Annotated in this window: 21 protein-coding genes and 1 pseudogene; 14 read left to right on the top strand and 8 right to left on the bottom strand. The window is 71.7% G+C overall.

Annotated elements, in window-relative coordinates; translation table 11 throughout:
• Positions 1–42: 42 nt before the first annotated feature.
• Positions 43–978: an NAD(P)/FAD-dependent oxidoreductase gene (locus tag HNP84_RS35110; protein WP_185054346.1), complete on the bottom strand. Its 936-nt coding sequence runs from the start codon at positions 976–978 to the stop codon at positions 43–45.
• Positions 979–1059: 81 nt separating this feature from the next.
• Entirely contained in the window at positions 1060–1392 is a 333-nt protein-coding gene (locus HNP84_RS35105; protein ID WP_185054345.1) for a hypothetical protein, read from the bottom strand.
• 145 nt (positions 1393–1537) lie between these two features.
• Here HNP84_RS35105 and HNP84_RS51530 point away from each other — a divergent pair, with 145 nt between their 5' ends.
• The 5 genes from HNP84_RS51530 (at position 1538) to HNP84_RS35085 (ending at position 3994) form a co-directional block, all read left to right on the top strand.
• On the top strand, positions 1538–2101 hold the full coding sequence (locus HNP84_RS51530) for an MFS transporter (protein ID WP_221337160.1): 564 nt from the start codon (positions 1538–1540) through the stop codon (positions 2099–2101).
• 14 nt (positions 2102–2115) lie between these two features.
• Entirely contained in the window at positions 2116–2589 is a 474-nt protein-coding gene (locus HNP84_RS51525; protein ID WP_221337159.1) for an MFS transporter, read from the top strand.
• A 22-nt stretch (positions 2590–2611) separates the two neighbouring features.
• Positions 2612–2842 carry a hypothetical protein gene (locus HNP84_RS35095; RefSeq protein WP_185054344.1) on the top strand — a complete coding sequence of 77 codons (231 nt, stop codon included), beginning with the start codon at positions 2612–2614 and terminating at the stop codon, positions 2840–2842.
• On the top strand, positions 2839–3405 hold the full coding sequence (locus tag HNP84_RS35090; RefSeq protein ID WP_185054343.1) for a hypothetical protein: 567 nt from the start codon (positions 2839–2841) through the stop codon (positions 3403–3405). Before HNP84_RS35095 ends, HNP84_RS35090 begins: the two co-directional genes overlap by 4 nt.
• A gap of 70 nt (positions 3406–3475) precedes the next feature.
• Positions 3476–3994, top strand: a complete 519-nt coding sequence (locus HNP84_RS35085; RefSeq protein WP_185054342.1) for a hypothetical protein — start codon at positions 3476–3478, stop codon at positions 3992–3994.
• Between the two features lie 199 nt (positions 3995–4193).
• Here HNP84_RS35085 and HNP84_RS35080 read toward each other — a convergent pair whose 3' ends face one another.
• A complete protein-coding gene (locus HNP84_RS35080) occupies positions 4194–5075 on the bottom strand; it encodes an SAM-dependent methyltransferase (RefSeq protein ID WP_185054341.1) in 882 nt (293 codons plus the stop codon).
• Between the two features lie 249 nt (positions 5076–5324).
• Positions 5325–5771 (bottom strand): GbsR/MarR family transcriptional regulator, encoded by a 447-nt coding sequence (locus HNP84_RS35075; protein ID WP_185054340.1) that lies wholly within the window; start codon positions 5769–5771, stop codon positions 5325–5327.
• Positions 5772–6059: 288 nt separating this feature from the next.
• On the opposite strand from HNP84_RS35075, the gene HNP84_RS55465 reads away from it, so the two are divergent.
• The 6 genes from HNP84_RS55465 (at position 6060) to HNP84_RS35045 (ending at position 10780) form a co-directional block, all read left to right on the top strand.
• Positions 6060–6503: a CBS domain-containing protein gene (locus tag HNP84_RS55465; RefSeq protein ID WP_185054339.1), complete on the top strand. Its 444-nt coding sequence runs from the start codon at positions 6060–6062 to the stop codon at positions 6501–6503.
• Positions 6500–7789, top strand: a complete 1290-nt coding sequence (locus HNP84_RS35065; protein ID WP_185054338.1) for an ArsB/NhaD family transporter — start codon at positions 6500–6502, stop codon at positions 7787–7789. The genes HNP84_RS55465 and HNP84_RS35065 overlap by 4 nt, the downstream gene beginning before the upstream one ends.
• A 32-nt stretch (positions 7790–7821) precedes the next feature.
• Entirely contained in the window at positions 7822–8352 is a 531-nt protein-coding gene (locus tag HNP84_RS35060; protein ID WP_185054379.1) for a potassium transporter TrkG, read from the top strand.
• Between the two features lie 156 nt (positions 8353–8508).
• Entirely contained in the window at positions 8509–9447 is a 939-nt protein-coding gene (locus HNP84_RS35055; protein WP_185054337.1) for an ABC transporter ATP-binding protein, read from the top strand.
• Complete coding sequence (locus tag HNP84_RS35050) at positions 9440–10219, top strand: ABC transporter permease (RefSeq protein ID WP_185054336.1); 780 nt, start codon at positions 9440–9442, stop codon at positions 10217–10219. The genes HNP84_RS35055 and HNP84_RS35050 overlap by 8 nt, the downstream gene beginning before the upstream one ends.
• 63 nt (positions 10220–10282) lie before the next feature.
• On the top strand, positions 10283–10780 hold the full coding sequence (locus HNP84_RS35045; RefSeq protein ID WP_185054335.1) for a hypothetical protein: 498 nt from the start codon (positions 10283–10285) through the stop codon (positions 10778–10780).
• Positions 10781–10795: 15 nt separating this feature from the next.
• On the opposite strand, the gene HNP84_RS35040 is transcribed toward HNP84_RS35045, so the two are convergent.
• Positions 10796–11455, bottom strand: coding sequence for an arsenate reductase ArsC (locus HNP84_RS35040; protein WP_185054334.1), 660 nt, complete (start codon positions 11453–11455; stop codon positions 10796–10798).
• 445 nt (positions 11456–11900) lie between these two features.
• Here HNP84_RS35040 and HNP84_RS35035 point away from each other — a divergent pair, with 445 nt between their 5' ends.
• The 3 genes from HNP84_RS35035 to HNP84_RS35025 all read left to right on the top strand — a co-directional run bounded on the left by HNP84_RS35035 (position 11901) and on the right by HNP84_RS35025 (position 15387).
• Positions 11901–12698 (top strand): hemerythrin domain-containing protein, encoded by a 798-nt coding sequence (locus HNP84_RS35035; RefSeq protein WP_312926464.1) that lies wholly within the window; start codon positions 11901–11903, stop codon positions 12696–12698.
• A 96-nt stretch (positions 12699–12794) separates the two neighbouring features.
• Positions 12795–14081, top strand: coding sequence for a flavin-dependent oxidoreductase (locus HNP84_RS35030; RefSeq protein ID WP_185054333.1), 1287 nt, complete (start codon positions 12795–12797; stop codon positions 14079–14081).
• Between the two features lie 97 nt (positions 14082–14178).
• Positions 14179–15387, top strand: coding sequence for a 2,5-dihydroxypyridine 5,6-dioxygenase NicX family protein (locus HNP84_RS35025; RefSeq protein ID WP_221337157.1), 1209 nt, complete (start codon positions 14179–14181; stop codon positions 15385–15387).
• 204 nt (positions 15388–15591) lie between these two features.
• On the opposite strand, the gene HNP84_RS35020 is transcribed toward HNP84_RS35025, so the two are convergent.
• The 3 genes and pseudogenes from HNP84_RS35020 to HNP84_RS35010 all read right to left on the bottom strand — a co-directional run bounded on the left by HNP84_RS35020 (position 15592) and on the right by HNP84_RS35010 (position 18125).
• Positions 15592–16578 carry an efflux permease Rv1217c-related protein gene (locus HNP84_RS35020; protein ID WP_185054332.1) on the bottom strand — a complete coding sequence of 329 codons (987 nt, stop codon included), beginning with the start codon at positions 16576–16578 and terminating at the stop codon, positions 15592–15594.
• Positions 16578–17467 (bottom strand): annotated as a pseudogene (locus HNP84_RS35015) (ABC transporter ATP-binding protein). Before HNP84_RS35015 ends, HNP84_RS35020 begins: the two are co-directional and overlap by 1 nt.
• The gene (locus HNP84_RS35010) at positions 17460–18125 is read right to left on the bottom strand and encodes a TetR/AcrR family transcriptional regulator (RefSeq protein ID WP_185054331.1); all 666 of its coding nucleotides are present in this window, start codon (positions 18123–18125) and stop codon (positions 17460–17462) included. The pseudogene HNP84_RS35015 and the gene HNP84_RS35010 overlap by 8 nt, the downstream one beginning before the upstream one ends.
• Positions 18126–18144 lie beyond the last annotated feature (19 nt).

Here is an 18144-nt window from a genome sequence, read left to right as displayed (position 1 = left end):
TCGGGATTCAGGAGAGACCGGCAAGCCGATTCAGATGCGTATTCAGCGTAGCGGGTCGCAGGCGGTGAGTTCGGGAAGGGAGGTGCCGCCGGTGATCTGCCTGGCGAGTAGGCGGCCGGTCTGTGGCCCCAGGGTGATCCCAATCCCCCACATGCCGTGGCCGCCCGCGACGTGTACGTTCGGGTGTCGTGTGGCGCCGATGAGCGGGAGGCCGTCGACCGTGCACGGGCGGCTCCCGACCCATTCGTCCTTTCTGTGGGCCACATCGACGTCCAGAAGCGCGCGTGCCGCCCTGGCCATGGCCTCGATGCGGCGTCGCCGCATCGGCGCCTCCGGCCGGTCGAATTCCATGAGGCCGGCGATCCGGAGTCCGCCCGTCGTCGGCGTGCAGGCGAGCCGGGCGCCCGGCAGGTATATGGGTGTCGGCGACGGGGTCGCCGTACCCGCGGTGAAGGAGTATCCGCGGCCGGCCTGGACGAGCGCGCGTACGCCGTAAGAGCCGGCCAGCGCGGGCAGGTGCGCCCCGGTTGCGATCACGACGTGATCGAACTCGGCGACGTCTTCTGCGGCCCCCACCGTGATGCCGATGCGGGCGGTGCTCGCGACCGCGGAGAGCTCCCGTACGGCCGCGCCTTCGACGACGGTGCCGCCCCGCCGCGTGATCGACGCCGCCAACGCCGCGCACAGGTCGAACGGCTCGGCGTATTCCTGATCGTGCACGAGCACACCCGCGCGCACCGCCTTGGAAAGCAGCGGGGCCGCTGCCCGGGCGGCGTCTCCGTCCACCGCGTCCAGGCGCACCGGCACGCCGAACGAGGCCAGGTGCCGCAGCTTCTCGGCGAACGCGTCGCGGGGCGCCGCGGAGTGCCACGCCGCCACGAGTGGGGCGGCCTTTCGCCGGGGGAGGGCGACTCCGCCCACGGCGAGGGCGTCGAAGGCGTCGATCGCGCCGGCGCTGAGCCTGGCAAGGCCCGTCATGCCGTGCCGCCAGGCGGAGGCCGTGGCGTGCCGGGCGAAACAGGAAGCGACGCTTGCCGAGGTCGAGGCTCGGCGGGATCGTCACGGGGGAGTCTCGGTCGAGAACGAGCCGGGGCGCGTGTGCTCGCGCGCCTGTACACCGGAGCCGAGGATCGTGAGCACCGTGGCGTCCGGATCCGACAGTTCGGTGACGGCCAGCGCGCTGGCCGCGGCGGTCCACCGGGTGGTGATCGTGGTTCCGTCGAGGATCGCCGCCGTGCGTCCCGTGCCGGGGTCGAGGGCGACGACGACGGCGGAGATCAGAGGCAGTCCCGCCGCCGTGTTCGCCGGGTACACCGAGGTGAACTTCATCACCGGTCCGGTCTCCCGCGACATCTGCGCCGTGTAGGTGAGGGTCAGCGATTCGCCGTCCAAGCAGGGCATCGTGGCCTTCGCGGCGGATGATCGCCCACCTGTTCACCCGGAAAGGCAGTCCACTTCGTTCCTCCTGAACTCCTGAAGGGTTCCGCCATGACCGTTCCCACCCCCCCTCCCGAGCCGCTCCCGGGCCGTCCTCGCGGTGCTCGTGCGCGCGACTTTCGCGTACAACGGTCTCGAAACCGTGCTCGCCCCGGCCGTGCCGTTGATCCAGAAAGCGGTCGGCGCGTCGACTCCCGCGATCGCGTGGGTCTTCACCGGTGTCCTTCTCGCGGGCGCGGTGGCGACCCCGGTCGTCGGCAGGCTGGCCGACATCCGGGACAAACGCCGTATTCTGCTCTGGGTGCTCGCCATCGTCGGTGTGGGCACGATCGTGGCCGCACTGGCGAAATCGGTGCTGGTGCTCGCCATCGGCCAACTGCTGCAAGGCGCCGGGCTGGGACTGATCCTCGTGGGGCTGGACGTCCGGGAGGTTCCTCGGTCTGGTGGCCGCGTCGCTTGTGGCGCTCGGCGTGTTCGCCGTCGTCGAAGTACGCACCGAAACGCCGCTGGTGGATCTTCGCATGCTGGCGAGCCGGTCGGTGCTGCTGGTGTGCGTGGTCTCGTTCGTGGTCGGGTTCGGCAGCTTCACCATCTTCGTGCTGGTGCCGATACTGGTCCAGTTGCCGGTCAGCCGGATACGGGCTGGGCGGGTCGGCGACACTGACCGGCCTGTCCCTGGTGCCGCTCGGGCTCGGCGGCACCCTGGTCGCGCCGCTGACCGGACGTCTGGAACGCGCCATCGGCGCCCGCGCGGTGATGGCGCTGGGTGCGGCGCTGCTGACCGCCGCGAACCTCGCCCTGCTCGGCGCCTCCCAGGCGTGGGTGCTGTTCCTCGCGACGGCGGTGGCCGGAGCGGGCATCGGCCTGGCGCTCACCCAGTCGATGAACATCGTCCTGGCCACCGTCCCGGGCGAGCGCACCGCGAGCGTCAGCGGCATGACCTTCGTGATCAAGGCCGTCGGTGGAGCGCTGGGCGCTCAGGTCGGCGCGGGGATGCTCGCCGCGGGAGGGGCAGCGGTGCCGGCATGGAGCGACTTCCGTACCGCTTTCGTGGTCGGTGCCGCCGTGGTCGTCGTGGCCGTGCTGTCGAGCTTTGCCCTACCGGCCAGGATCGAGACCACGGCAAAGGATGTAATGGCCCTCACCCGATGAGGAAAATGACCGTGAACCCGCGATGCTGAACGAGGTCCTCCCGGACGCCTGCCCCCAGCAGGCGGTCGCCGCCGCCTGCGTGCTCGAGGACGGTCACGCGCCCGAGGCGGTGGCCGGCCCCGCCGGCACCGCCCCGGCGTTCGCCTTCGGCTCGGTGACCAAGGTGCTCACCGCGACGATGGTGGCCGGCCGGACGCCTCGCCGGCTGCATGCCGCCCTGCGGGTGCTGCGCCGGGAAGCACAGGTGGAATGACCCGGTTCCACCACGAAGCCGTCGTCGCCGACGCCCACAACGATCTACCGATGCCGCTCGTGCGGCGCCCGCGATCGGTGTGGGCGTCGTACTTCTCCGAGCGCTGGTACCCGCACCTGCTACGCGGTGATGTGGCGTCGGTGCGAGGCCGTCGCGCGGGAAGCGCGCTGTTGGAAGCGGGCATCACCGCGTTGCGCGACGTCCTGAGGCCCGATCATGAGAAAGCCGGCCGCCGCTCCGGTCAACCTCGGCGTCTTTCTCGCCAGATTCAACGGCCGGATGAGGCGCTCGCGCGCCTGAGCGATGCCGAGCTGCGTACGAAGCTGGATCGCGTGACGGCCCGTAGGCCGGTGACCCCAGGGCGGCAAACGAGCGGGCGGCTGCAGTCCGGCGGCCCATCGGCCCGGATTCCCGGCATACGGACACCCGTGTCGCCGACCGCCAAACCGGATTCGAAGAGTGATCAAGGAAGTCCAGCGGCGGGCGCCATGACCGTCATCGCATTCTCAGGCAGAGCAGTCCGCCGCCAAGCATTGAAATGTGCCCGGGTGGCCTGTCCGTGAGGAGCGTGCGGGGATCGGACGGTCACATTGGCTGCCGTTCTGATCACCCTCATCGGACAGGAGCTCGTCCATGTTCGCTCGCATCGCCCTGCTGTGCGGCGTCGCCGCGGCCATCGCGATCCCGGCGTCCGCCAGCGCGGCACCCGCCACCGGCTGGGAGGACGCCAACGAGTACGGCAGCGTGCAAATCTCCGAGGACCGCAAGTACATCACGGTGTGCGACAACGCCGCCGACCATGTGTTCGTCGAGGCCGAGTACGCCACCTCGTTCCTCGCGATCCACAAGCTAAAGGACGAGAACGGGGCGGCCCCCGGCTGTTCCCGAGACCGGGTCTTCTTCGGCCGGATCGACGTGTTCAAGCTGTGCGCCGGTTTGGATCCCGTCAACCGCAGGTGCTTCGACTCGGTGGGGGGTCAGCAAGCGGTAGAGCGCAGAACTGGCGCGTGCGTGCTTTCGGCTGACCGCGCCACCGGTCCGCCGTCACGGTCACACCTCGGTGTGAACCGCAACCCACCTCGCCTGGTGACACCGGAAACTCAATACCGGCTCACCAGAGGAGGAGCGCCATGCCGGGAGCTTGAAGGCTGAACGTTGACAGGCATCTCCTCAGCTTCCCGGGGAGGGCTGGGAGATGCCCGTACCCCTCACTTTTCACGCCTTGCCGGACGAGGGCAAGGGCAGCGACCGGCAGGCATCAGCCCTCGAAGCTGCCGAGCGCTGGCAACTACGCCCCCTTTTCGCGCCCTGCCGGCCCGATCAGCGCCTCATGCGCTGGGCCGCGGGGTGTTCAGGTGTCCTTCTCGGCGTAGACGAAGCGCTCGATCTCACTGACGGCCAGGTCGCGGCCCGAGGGCTTGACGTATCGGGCGAGGTATTCCGCCGCGCCCACCTGCTCGCGTTCGGCCCAGCCGTACTCCGCGAGCAGGTCGGCCACCTCGCCCGGCGCGAGGCCTAAGCGCCAGATGCCGCGCTTGGCGACGAACTCGCGGTGTGCCTTCTCCGCGCCGTAGAAGCGCACGCCGTCCAGGAAGTCCCGCAGCACATAGGTGAAGATGAATCGGCTGCCGGGTGCCGCCCCGGCCAGCGCGGACAGCGTCCGGCGCACCCCGTCCTCGGTGAGGTACTGCGTCACGGCCTCCCAGACCAGGATCATCGGCAGCTCGGGCCGCAACCCGTTCGTGGTGAGCGCGTGGCCGAGGTCGTGGGTCTCGAAGTCCAGCGGGACCAGGGTGACGCCGCCGGGGGTGCCCCCATAGATCTCGCGCAGGCGTTCGCCCTTCATGGCGATGTTGGCCGGCAGGTCCACCTCGAAGGCGGCGGCGCCGGCCGGCGCGACCAGCCGGTACGCCCGTGTGTCCAGACCCGTGCCCAGGAAGACGAACTGGCGCAGGCCCGCCTTGATCGCTCGCTCCACCTGGTCGTCGGCGTACCGCTTGCGGCACAGCATGCCGCCCCATAACCCTCGCCCTCTGCTTTCGGTCATTTTGATCAGCAGCGTGCGTACGAACGGCCATCGGGACGCGTGCACGGCCAGACGCATGCCGGGGGGCAGGAACCGCACCGCCAGGTCGTCCTCGAACAGCCGTTGCTCGGGCGGCACCATCTGCTCGGCGGCCGCGATCACGATCGGCCCGAACGCCGTCTGCGCCTCCGCAGGCCGTCTGGTCATCCCATGCCCCCGTTCAGTAAAAGCTAGCTGTTTCATTCTCTACTGAAACAGGCAGGCGTGCAAGACGAGCGGATCGCGTGCACCCGGTACGTGGATTCCATGGTGGCGCCGGATCGTCCTGCTCGCCGCAGCCGGGTGGATCACCGCTCGCTCTCATGCGGCCCTCAGCGGCGCCCCGCCAGGCCCGGCCATGTGGCCGCGCCGTACGAACGAGCGGGGCGTCGTGGTGAACAGGAAGGCGTCGCGCCCTTACGCCGACGGAGGTGGCGCGTGGTCGAAGATCTTGGCCATCCACTCGAAGGTGGCGTGCGCCTGCCTGATGCGTGCGGCGCGGCCGTCGTCGGGGCCGACCAGGTCCAGGCCCTCTTGGGTGATGTCGAGGAACGAGGTGATCCCGGCGACCTGCCGGCGCACCACGACCGCCCAGGCATCATCGGCCATTCGGTAGTAGACGGTGCGCTCACCCGGCCGGGTCCGCCAGGTCAGGAACCCCATGCCCGACAGCAGCCGCAGGTTCGAGGTGAGGGAGGCGCGGCTGGCGCCGATGGCCGCGCTGATCTGCCCGGCACTCTGCTCCGGCGGATCGCAGACCATCAACCAGCCCAGCACCCGGCCCGCGATCGGCGGCACGCCATCACGGGCCAGATACATGGCGACCCGCTCCACCCACTCCAGCAGCCGCTCCTGCTCGGTCACGCCGGGTCACTCCTCTTGGACTCGTTTCAGTATCCGCTAAAGGCCCTGTATCGATGATGAAGGATACGTCCATACACCGCGGCACCGGAGAACCCGGAGTCGGGCCGACACGCGAGCTCGACGAAGAGGACGCGAACCGTCAGGGTGGTCCGCTCCGGGCGCCACATCTCCTCTGGGAGCCCCTGCCCCTCCCCGTCGTGATCTGGGCGGCTGTTGATACGTTAGGGGCAGGTGCGCCGGGAAGTCTGGTCGGCATGTCCCATCCCCGTCGTCTGAAGGATGTGCCGCGTGCGCGCCCGAGACCTTCTTGCCCCCTTCCCCATCCTCGGCCTCGATGCCCCCGTGGCGGACGCCGCCCGGCTGCTGGCCCGCCAGGCCCTGCCCGGCGTCATCGTGCTCGGGGATGACGGAGCACCGTTCACCATCCTGCCCGGGACCGAAGTGCTTCGCCTGGCCGTGCCCGGCTACTGCCAGGACGACCCCGCGCTGGCGCGGGTGGTCGACGAGGCGCATGCGGACCTGTTCCTGCGGGACCTGGACGGACGCACCGTGCGTGAGGCGCTCCCCCACCGTCCGCGTGAGTTGCCGATCGCCGACCCCGGCGCAACCGTGCTGGAAGTGGCCGCGCTGATGGCCCGCACCCGCAGCCCGCTCGTCGCCATCGTCGAGGATGGGCGGCTGCTGGGCGCGGTCACGCTGCAGGCTCTGCTGGACCGGATGCTGCCCGCATGAGCGTGCTCGCCTGGGTGAGCGTGGCGGTGTTCCTGGCCGCGTACACGCTGATCGCCACCGAAAAGGTCCACCGTGTCGCCGCCGCCTTGGGCGCGGCGGGGATCATGTTGCTGATCCACGCCACCGATGCGGAGGCCGCGTTCTTCTCCGAGCACGCCGGCATCGACTGGAACGTCATCTTCCTGCTGCTCGGGATGATGATCATCGTCGGGGTGCTCAAGGAGACCGGTGTCTTCGAGTACTTGGCGATCTGGGCCGCGAAACGGGCCGGCGGGCGGCCGTTCCGGCTCATGGTCCTGCTGGTGCTCATCACCGCCGTCGCCTCGGCGCTGCTGGACAACGTCACCACCGTGCTGCTGATCGCGCCGGTGACGTTCCTGGTGTGCGAGCGGCTGGCGCTGCCGGCGGCGCCATTCCTGATCGCCGAGGCGCTGGCCTCCAATATCGGCGGCGCGGCCACGCTTGTGGGTGATCCGCCGAACATCATCATCGCCAGCCGCGGGGGCTTGAGCTTCAACGATTTCCTGGTGCACATGGCGCCGATGGTCGTCGTGCTGATGGCGGTGTTCATCGGGCTGTGTTACCTGATGTTCGGCCGCCACTTCCGGTACGACCCGGAGCGGGCGGCGGAGATCATGGCGCTGGACGAGCGTGAGGCCATCGCGGACCGGCGGTTGCTGTGGCAGAGCCTGTCCGTGCTCGCCCTGGTGATGGCCGCGTTCGTGCTCCACCCGGTGCTGCACTACGAGCCGTCGGTCGTGGCGCTGCTGGGCGCGGGCATCCTGGTCGCCGCCACGAAGGTGACCACCGAGCAGGCCCTGGCCGAGGTGGAGTGGCCCACGCTGGTGTTCTTCGCCGGCCTGTTCGTCATGGTCGGCGCCCTGGTGGAGACCGGCGTCATCGGGCAGTTGTCCCAGGCCGCGGTCGAGGTGACCGCCGGGCGGCTGGAGCTGACCGCCATGGGCCTGCTGGGTGCATCGGCCGTGCTGTCGGCGATCGTGGACAACATCCCGTATGTGGCGACCATGAGCCCGATCGTGGCCGAACTGGTCAACGCCGGCGGCGGCAACGGGCCGGCGCAGGTGCTGTGGTGGGCGCTGGCGTTCGGCGCGGACCTCGGCGGCAACGCCACCGCGGTCGGCGCGGCCGCCAACGTGGTGGTCCTGGGCATCGCCGCCCGCAACCGCACCCCGATCAGTTTCTGGCAGTTCACCAAATACGGGCTGATCGTCACGGTCGTCACGGTCGCGTTGGTGGCACCGTACCTGTGGCTGCGCTACCTGTGAAGGCACCCCGGCTAGGGAGGTTACCCGTGACGATGCGCCTCCACTGGACGGCGGCCCTGCTCGGCCGGTTCCAGCATCCGGCGCAGGTCATCGCCACCGCCTTCGGCGCCGCCATCATGCTCGGCACGCTGCTGCTGGCATTGCCGGTCGCCACCACGTCCGGCACGTCGGCGCGATGGGCGACCGCGCTGTTCACCGCGACCTCGGCGGTGTGCGTCACCGGATTGGTCGTGGTGGACACCGCGGCGCACTGGTCGGTGTTCGGCGAGGTGGTGATCGCCGCCTTGATCCAGGTCGGCGGGCTGGGCATCATGACGCTGGCCACACTGTTCACCGTGCCGGTGGCCGGGCGGCTGGGGTTGCGGGCCCGCCTGTTCGCCCAGGCCGAGACCAAGACCCTGAGCACCTCCGATGTGCGGCAGGTGGTGCGCAACGTGGTGGTGTTCAGCCTGGCCTGCGAGGCCGTGGTGGCAATGGTGCTCACCGCGCGGTTCAGGTGGCCGAGCGCTTCGTCCCACTCTCCGGTCGGGGTTCAACGCCGAACCGGCCTCCCTGACTGGTGAGCTCGCCTGTTCAACCGTCGACAGTTCGGTGGATCGGCCGGGGAGGTGATGAGCGTGCGTGGTCGCCAGGGGCATAGCCTCGCCCATCCATGGAGGTCGTGGCGCGGGCCTGTTTCGCGCCGCGGCCATGACGCCACCCTGGCGGAGATCAGCGAAATGGGGGACAGTGAGCGGGTGCCCACGATCGAGGCGGCCGGCCTGACCAAACGCTACGGCGAGGTCGTGGCGGTCGATGAGGTCGGCCTGCAGGTCGCGTCCGGCGACATCTACGCCCTGGTCGGGCTGAACGGCGCGGGCAAGACCACGCTGATCCGCATGCTGCTCGGCATGATCGCCCCCACGCGCGGGACGGTGCGGGTGCTGGGGGCCGAGGTCAGCGCCGGCGACCGCTCGGCCTGGGCGCGCACCGGGTACCTCATCGACACCCCGGCCGCCTACTCCGAGCTGACCGTACGGGAGAACCTGCACCTCATCGCCCGTCTGCGCCGCCTGCCCGGCCCGGCCGCACGCGTCGGCGAGGTCATCCACCGGCTGGCCCTCACCCCGTACGCCGACCGCAGGGCGCGGACCCTGTCCATGGGCAACGCCCAGCGCCTGGCCTTGGCGAAGGCGCTCATCCACCGCCCCGACCTGCTCATCCTGGATGAACCGGTCAACGGCCTGGACCCGGCCGGAGTGGTGGAGATCCGCAACCTGCTGTCCGGCCTGGCCCGCGAGCACGGCACCACCGTACTGCTGTCCAGCCACCTGCTGGGCGAGGTGACCCGCCTGGCCACCCGCATCGCCGTCATCCACAACGGCCGCCTGCTGACCGAGATCGACCCCCACCGCCTGCACGGGCAGACGCGCCGCCTGGAGGTGGCCACGCGTGACGACGCGCGCGCCGCCCGCGTCCTGGCCGAACGCGGCCTGTCCCCCGCACCGGCCCCGGCGCCCGGCGACGGCCTCGTGCTCGCCGAGGAGCACGCGGTGGAACATCCCGATCGGATCGCCACCGCGCTGGTGGAGGCCGGCTGCCCGCCGACCCGGCTGGTGGTGCGGGAAGAGGACCTGGAGCAGTACTTCCTGCGCCTGGTGGGACAGGCCGATGCGTGAGGCGCTGCTCGCCGAGCTGCTGAAAGTGCGGCGCAGCCTGATGCCCTGGCTCACCGCGGGAACCTTCACGTTCGTCGCCGCGGTGTGCGCGATTTTCATGTTCATCCTCGCCGACCCCGCCCGAGCCCGAGCGCTGGGCCTGCTCGGCGACAAGGCGCAGCTCAGCGGCGCCGCCGCCGACTGGCCCGGCTACCTGGCCCTGCTGGCCCAGGCGACCGGCGTGGGGGGCCTGATCATCTTCGGCACCGTCGTCACGTGGCTGTTCGGGCGCGAGTTCAGCGACCGTACCGCCAAGGACCTGCTCGCGCTGCCCACCTCCCGCGGCGCCGTCGTGGCCGCCAAGTTCGCGGTCGCGGCGGGATGGGCTGTCCTGCTGGCCCTGTGGACGGCCGTGCTGGGCCTGCTGGCGGGGATACCGCTGGACCTGCCCGGCGCCTCGTCGGCCGTCGTGGCCGGCGGAGTCGCCCGGATCGTGGTCACGGCGCTGCTGACCCTCGTCCTCACCACGCCGTTCGCACTGGCCGCCAGTGCCGGGCGTGGCTACCTGCCGGCCGTCGGCGCCATGTTCGCGGCCATGTTCAGCGCGCAGGTCATCGCCGCGCTCGGGTACGGCGCCTTCTTCCCCTACTCCGTGCCCGGCCTGTACGCCGGCATCGCCGGCCCCGGCCACGATCCACCGGGCCCGCTGGGCCATCTGCTGGTCCTCGCCGTCGGAGTCGCCGGGGTGGCGGCCACCACGATCTGGTGGAAACGCGCCGACCACGACCGCTGAGCCCCGTCCGCCGCCCTGACAGGTCGTGCATCGCTTTCAGCGCGTTCGTCAGGGAGTGCCCTGTTGCTGCGCGATCCTGAACGGGACGCCGCCACCTACCTGCCCGGCGAGATGAGCAGGCTGCGCCGCCTGCGGTTCGAGCGGCACATGCTGGAATGCCGCCCATGCTGGAGCGAGACCATCGCCGGACGCAAGGGCCGTCTGCCGGCCGAGTCACTGCGCCAGGGGCCCCAGGTCGGGGAGCGGATCCGCGCGGTGATCGATCTGGCCGCTGCACCGGGGGCGAACCATGCGCGCCGGCCCTACGTGCTGGCAGCGGGCGCGGCGGCGCTGGTGCTGGTGCTGGCCATCACGCTCATCCCGCGGGCGGCCGAGACCGGCCAGCCCGCCGGGATCGCCGCGGCGGCCGGCCTGCATCGCGCCGAGCATCCGGAGGTGGCCGACCGGCCGGCGCCTCCGGTGCAGCGCATCGGATCCTACGGCTCCGCCACCGTCTACAGCTACACCGAACCTCGACCCCCGTCGGCATGCGCGGGCACGCGACTCCGACGAATCCGGTAGGGATGAGGATTGAGGTCAACTCCTGGGCGTGGAGGCCAGCAGGTCGGCCAGCAGAAGCAGGGCGCGGCGGTCGAGGTCGTCGAAGAGGGTGCGGGCCTGGTCATATGTCGGGTCGCCCGGATCGGGGATGTCCCAGCGCAGGATGCGGGCACCGGGCGCCGCGGAGGGCTGCGGGGCGGGAACATCACCCAGGAGGATGATCACATCGGCGGCGCGTACGGCGTCGTCGGTGAGGGGTTTGGGGAACAGCTCCTGTTCGGGCAGGCGGGCCTCGGCCAGGATCTGGCCGAGGAGCGGGTGGACTGCCGCGTCCGGGTGGTGGCCGGCGGTGGTGACGTTGAGGCGGCCCCGGGCGTAGGTCGCCAGCGCGGTGGCGGCCATCGGCGCGGCGAGGCTGTCGCGGGAGTCGATGAACAGCACCTCCGGCACTGCGGGGGCCAGGCGGTGCTGCACGATGCCCAGATGGCGCAGCCGGTCGATGCTCCAGCGTTCGGCGAGCGGGACCAGGTGGTGGGTGAGCTTGGCCCCGGCGGCCAGCAGGTCGTAGGACTCCTGGGTGATGCGCCGGCACTCGGTGAGAGGGATGGCGCCGTGGTAGAAGTCGAAGGCGTGGTCGGCGGCCCGCCGCAGCTGGGAGGCCGTGTTGAGCAGGGCGAAGTCTTCCAGGCTGCGCATCGGATCTGCTCCCTGGTCGTGTGGTGGCCGGCGGCGGGCACATGCACTATCGCCCCACGATATCGGGTGCCGATACAACGCCGGATGGCGCCCAGGTGAACGGTCCCGGCCCTCAGGCGGTAGCACCCGAGGCCGATATCGGGATATGTCACCTTGTGGGGCGGTGCTTCCCGGTTGGCGGTGCGGCCCTGGAAGAGGAGCGCGAGACGCCGGCGCGTGAGGTCCTCACCGACGACCCGCCGAGCCGAGGGCCCTGAGCCGTCCTCGCCATCCCCTTGGTTCGGCACCGCCCCCTGCGAAGAGAGCCCGGATCACGATCCCGCCACACACTGCCCTGGGGCAAGCATTACCCAGGCGATCCGTCTGCGATCAGTGGCCCGGGGAAGAACGCGGAAGGCGAACCGAAAGGCATGGTCGGCTTCAGGCGGCGGGACAGGTGGTAGTGGTGAGGGACGAGGGCACAAGCACGCACCGGGTGCCGGCGCTGCGCCGGCGTGAGCTGCTGGGGCTGCCCGCCGCCCTGGCGGGGGCCGCGGCCGTGGTGGGCTGCGCGAGCGCGGCGGGCACGCGGGCGGTGACGAGCGCCGCTCCGGCCGCGACACCGACCGCCGCCTCACCGGCCGGGTCGCCGACGGCTGCGATGGAGCAGGAGGTGCCGGTCACACCGCCGGAGGATCTGATGCGCGAGCACGGGGTGCTCAAACGCGTGCTGCTGATCTACCGGGAGGGCATCCGGCGGATCGAGGCCGGCGAACCCGTCCCGGCGCGGGCCCTGCACGCCGGAGCGCACATCATCCGCACCTTCATCGAGGACTACCACGAGCGTCTGGAAGAGCGTTACGTCTTCCCGCCCCTGGTCAAGGCGGGCAAGCTCACCGACACCGTCACGGTGCTGATCCGGCAGCACCAGCGCGGACGCCTGCTCACCGCGCGCATCCTGAACGCCACCGGCACGCCGGCGACCGCGACACCCGGCGCGCAGGCCCGCCGCGATCTGGCCGCGGACATGGCCGCGTTCATCCGGATGTACGAACCGCACGAGGCCCGCGAGGACACCGTCGTCTTCCCCGCCCTGCGCCAGGTCGTCCCACCCCAACGGTTCACCGAGATGGCCGAGATCTTCGAAGATGAGGAGCACCGCCGCTTCGGCGCGGCCGGCTTCACCGGCGTCGTCGGCCAGGTCGCCGACATCGAAAAGACCCTCGGCATCTACGATCTGGCCCAATTCACCCCGCGAGGGTGAACCGTTGCCCCCCAGGAGTGGCCCATCACCCGATCGTGGCGCACCGATGACCACCGATCGGCCTTGCCCCACGCCGGGGCGGGGCATCGAACCGGCATGCACGTACTCGTCATCGGCGCCGGGATCGGCGGCCTGACCACCGCGCTGAGCCTGCACGCGGCCGGGATCGGCTGCACGATCGCCGAATCGGCGACCCGGCTGAAGCCGCTGGGGGTCGGCATCAACCTGCAACCGCACGCCGTGCGCGAGCTGACCGAGCTCGGCCTCGGCGACGCGCTCGCGGCGACCGGAATTGAGACCAGCGGCCTTGCCTACGCCAACCGGCACGGTGATGTCATCACCACACTGCCGCGCGGGCGAAACGCCGGATACCGGTGGCCGCAGTACTCCATCCACCGCGGCCGGCTGCAGATGATCCTGGCCGAGGCGGTCCGGGACCGGCTGGGACCGCACGCGCTGCGCCTCGGGCTGGCCTTCGACGACTTCCAGGACGACCCACAGCACGGCGGCGCCGGGCAGGTGGCGGTGCGGCTACGCGACAGGCGCACCGGCCAGGAGGTGCTGGAGCGGGCCGATGCGTTGGTCGGGGCCGACGGCGTGCACTCCGCGGTGCGTGCCCGGCTGTACCCGCACGGCGACCCGCTGCGCTGGAGCGGGATCACCATGTGGCGGGGCATCACCGAGACCGATCCCTACCTGGACGGGGCCTCGATGGTGGTCGCCGGGGCCGACGACGGGGCCAAGATCGTGGCCTACCCGATCTGTCCGAAGACCCGCGCGCGCGGCAGGGCGTCGGTGAACTGGGTGGCCGAGGTGCGCCTGGCCGGCCCCGGGCCTGCGGCCGGCGAGGCCGACTGGCGGCGCCAGGGCGGGCTGGAGGACGTCCTGCCCCACTTCGCCGGTTGGCGCCTGCCGTTCATGGACGTGCCCGCGATGCTCGCCGGCGCCGGGCGGATCCTGCAGTACCCGATGGTGGACCGTGACCCGTTGCCGGCCTGGGGGGCAGGGCGGGTGAGCCTGCTCGGCGACGCCGCCCACCCGATGTACCCGGTCGGCTCCAACGGCGGCTCCCAGGCGATCCTGGACGCCCGCTACCTGGCCCTGGCGCTCGCCGGCGCCGGCGACGCGATCGACGGGCTGGCCGCCTATGAGGACGTGCGCCGGCCCGAGACCAGCGACCTGGTCCTGGCCAGTCGCCGCTTCCCGGTGGATGAGACGGTCAAGCTCGTCGAACAGCGCGCCCCCGGCGGCTTCGCCGACATCCACCAGGTGCTCACCCCGCAGGAGCTGGCGGCGATGGCCGAAGCTCAACGAGCGATCGCCGACATGGACGTCGAGGCGCTCAACGAGCGCCCGTCCTGGAGCGTGCCGACGCCACGGTGACGGCTCCGCTCCGTCTGGCCGGCCTGGCCAAGGCGGCCACGCCCATACCGGCACGCCCGCGCCATGAGTAGTGAGCAAACGAACGGAGTGCGACCACATGGCTGCGTATCGATCCAGGCTGCGGCCGGCCTTCACCACCGGCCGTGGCTCGGCCGACCCTGGAGGCTCCATGATGCTGATCAATCCGTACGCGGGATCGCCTGTCGGCTACGTCGCCGCGTCGGCGGCGGCGCCGTACTCGATCGTCGAGTTGATGCCCGGGGTGCGCAACCTGTGCGAGTACGTACGGCTGGCGGCGGGGGAACGGGTGCTGCTGCTGATGGAGCACACCGTCGACCCCGTCGTCGTCCAGGCGATCGCCGCGGCGGCCGCGTACCAGGACGCGGACGTGCGCATCCTGTCGGTGGCGCCGTTCAGCCCCGGCGGGTGGGACACGGAGGCGTCGCTCGCCATCGAGACGGCCGCGTTCGGTGAGGCCGACGTCGTGATAAGCGGCACCTGGTGGGGAGAGGTGCACACCGCCCCGCTCTTCTTCGACCAGATCAAGTCCCGCACCTCCCGCTTCCTGTCCCTGCACATGACCGCCACGGCGGCGGCGTTGCTGACCGGCGCCCGCCTGCCCGCCGAGGTCTTCTACGCGCTCCTTCGCCGTGCGCTGCGGCAGCTCTCGCAGGCCAAGACGATCCGGGTGACGTCCGCGAGGGGAACCGATGTGACCTTCTCCGGTCTGACCTTCGACCCGGACCCGGGCGCGATGCGGCCGGGCGACTGGCGGCCCTTCCCGTACGGGGGCGCCAACTTCTGGCCGACCGACACCGAGGGCGTCCTCGTGATCGAGGACAGCACCGTCACGGGGGTGCCCGAAGATCCGGTGCGCCTCACCCTCGAAGGCAACCTGGTCCGCAGGATCGAGGGCGGGGCCGCGGCCGAGCAACTGCGCCGGTACGCGCCCGGCGGCTACTACATGCGGCACGGCCTGTTCGGCCTGAACCCGAAGGTACGACTGGCCGGCGGGACGCAGTTCGAGCGCGAGAAGCACGCCGGGGCCTTCTACTGCGGCATCGACGCGCTGACCGACGGCGCGCCGGTCACGACAAGACCGGGATTCGCGCACTGCGACTGCCAGATCGACCGGCCCACCGTGCTGGTGGACGAGGAGCCGTTCGTCGAGCGGGGGCGGCTGCTGATGCTGGAGGAGCCGGAGATCCGGGAGGTCGCCGCCCAGTTCGGGCCGCCCGAGGTGATCCTCGACGACAACCCCGTTTTGATCCTGCCCCGCCGCTACACCGGTGCTCGCCCCCGCTGAGCTACGCGACGCGACGTCGAGAACCACTTCCACGAACCGAGCGAGCTGCTCGCCTTCGTCGAACCGGTGGATGGCGTCAACCTCCGGGAGAGGGGCGAATTCGCGGAGCCCCCGACGAGTACGGCCTGACCAATGGCACCCGCGGCCGACCGCCGGCGGCCCAGCAGTACCCGCCACCCCGGTCGGATCCGGCGTGCCGCTCAGCTAGCACCGGCAAGGCATCGCGTGAACCGGCCGCGCGCTCTGCCCGCCCAAGCCCATGGCCAGGCCGAATGCCGCGGCGGCGGCGAGCCAGCCGGCGACGGCGCCGCGTTCGCGGCGCCAGGCCAGGGCGAGCGGGCTGCGCAGGCGCCGCGGCGCGCGGGCGGGGCCGGGCCGCTCGGTGGCCACTCCCGCGCCGAGGTCGCGCCGCGCCGCCAGCGCGTACGCGGCGGCGACCAGCGCCGCGCACAGCGCCAGGACGGGGGCGAACACCCACCAGCGTTCGTCTCCGAACGGGCGGGCCCGCAACAGCCACCCGTTGGGCACGGTCCAGCCCAGCCAGGACAGGCCCGGCCCGGCCAGGTCGCTCACGCCGCGCACGAGGTACATGGCGAAGAACAGGCCCAGCGCGGCGGTGGCCGCGGCCCGCGCGGTGCGGGTGAGCTGCGCCGCGACGGCGGCGATAGCCGCGGCGACCCACGCGGCCCCGGTCGCGATCATCCCCCAGGCGGCGGACCCGTCGAGCGGCATGCCGGCACCTGCGAGCGCGGCCGTGATCAGTGCGCCCTGCAGCGCCCCGGCCGCGCCCACCACGGTCAGGGCGGCGGTGAGCGGCGCGTGCCGTCCCACCGGGGCCGCGCCGATGAGCTCGCCGCGGCCGGCGTGCTCCTCGGCGCGGGTGTGCCGGATCAGGAGCAGCACGGCGGCGAGCGCGGCGAAGACGGTGGTGGCGGCGGCGCGCTGCTGGGCGGCGAGGCCGCCCACGCTCAGGTCGTAGGCCGGGCCCTGCATGAGCAGGACCGCCGGGTTGGCCGCGGCGTCCTCGGCGTAGGCGCGGCGGGATTCGGCCGTGGGCAGCAGAGCGCCGATCGTGGCCACGGGGCCGGAGACGAAGGCGGCCACCAGCACCGGCCACAGCGGCAGCCAGAGGCGGTCGGGGCGCAGGATCAGCCGGATGAGCGGTCCCGTCCCGCTCAGCGCGCCGCCCATCACGCCGCCGTGGTCTGGTAGTGGCGGATGAACAGCTCCTCCAAGGTGGGCGGCTGCACGGTCATGTCCCGCACGCCCAGCTCGACCAGGCGCGCCAGGAGCCCGCTCAGGTCGGCCGGGTCCACCTGGCAGCGCACCCGTCCGCCGTCGATGACCAGGTCGTGCGCGCCGGGCAGATCGCCGGGCCCGGCCGGGGCGACCGCGAGCTCCGCGGTGAGCGAGACCCGGGTCAGGTGACGCAGCTCGGCCAGGGTGCCGCTTTCGACGGTACGTCCGTCGCGGACGATGGAGACGCGGTCGCACAGCGACTCCACCTCGCTGAGGATGTGGCTGGAGAGCAGGATCGTGCGCCCCCGGCGTTTCTCCTCCGCGACGCACTCGCGGAAGACCGCCTCCATCAGCGGGTCCAGGCCGGAGGTCGGCTCGTCCAGCACCAGCAGCTCGGTGTCGGCGGCCAGTGCCGCGATCAGCGCGACTTCTGCCGGTTGCCCTTGGAGTAGGCGCGGGACCGCTTGCGCGCGTCCAGGGCGAAGCGTTCGACGAGCGCGTCGCGGCGGGCGGGGTCCAGGCCGCCGCGCAGCCGTCCGAGCAGGTCGATCACCTCGCCGCCGGTGAGGCCGGGCCACAGGGTGACGTCGCCGGGAACGTAGGCGAGCCGGCGGTGCAGCTCGACCGCGTCGTGCCAGGGGTCGCCGCCGAGCAGGCGCACCCGGCCGGCGTCGGGGCGTTGCAGGCCGAGCAGGATCCTGATGGTGGTGGTCTTGCCCGCGCCGTTGGGGCCGAGGAAGCCGTGCACCTCACCCGCGCGTACGGTGAGGTCCAGGCCGTCAAGGGCGCGGGTGGTGCCGAAGGTCTTGACCAGGCCGCTGATCTGGATCGGGTCAGTCATGCTCGTGCTCCTGCCGGTGGTGGGCGGCGGCGGCCTCGGTCATGCGCTTGCCGGCCTCGGAGCGGGTGAACTCGCCCATGGCGGTGTAGACGTCGGCCATGGCGGTGACGATGGCGGCGGCGTGCTCGCGGGCCAGCACGTCGCGGCCCATCAGCCGGGTCAGGTACTCGTGCAGGACGATCGTGCCGGCGTGCATGGCGCTCATCACCGCCGCCGCGTCCCGGGCTCGGGGCGAGCCGGGCGGGAAGCGGTCGGGCCAGGTGCCGGTGAGGAACTCCTCGGTGGTGCGCACCGCGCCGTCGAAGAAGGCCGCGGCGGCGGGGGAACCGTCCACCAGGGCGCGGGCGAGGTAGCGCACGCTGCGCTCGCTGCCCGCGAGCATCCCGGCGACGACGGCGGCGGGCTCGGCGGCCTCGTCCTTGGACCGGTGGACGAGGGAGGCCATGACGTGTTCGTCGCACGCTTCCCGCAGGGCGTCCTTGGAGCGGAAGTGGTGCTGGACCAGCCCGACCGAGACGCCGGCGGCCTCGGCGATGTCCTTCAGCGTGGCGCTTTTGACGCCGCGCCGGGCGAACTGGTCCAGAGCGGCATCGCGGATGCGGGCGCGCGCGGTCAGGTCTTCGGGCGGGCGATCCTCCGCGCCCTGGGGTCTCGACATACCGGAGACAATATCTCCA

The sequence above is a fragment of the Thermocatellispora tengchongensis genome (assembly GCF_014202315.1).
Classification (GTDB): Bacteria; Actinomycetota; Actinomycetes; order Streptosporangiales; family Streptosporangiaceae; genus Thermocatellispora; species Thermocatellispora tengchongensis.
Note: the sequence above shows the minus strand (reverse complement) of the source record. Positions and strands in the feature narration are given on the sequence as shown.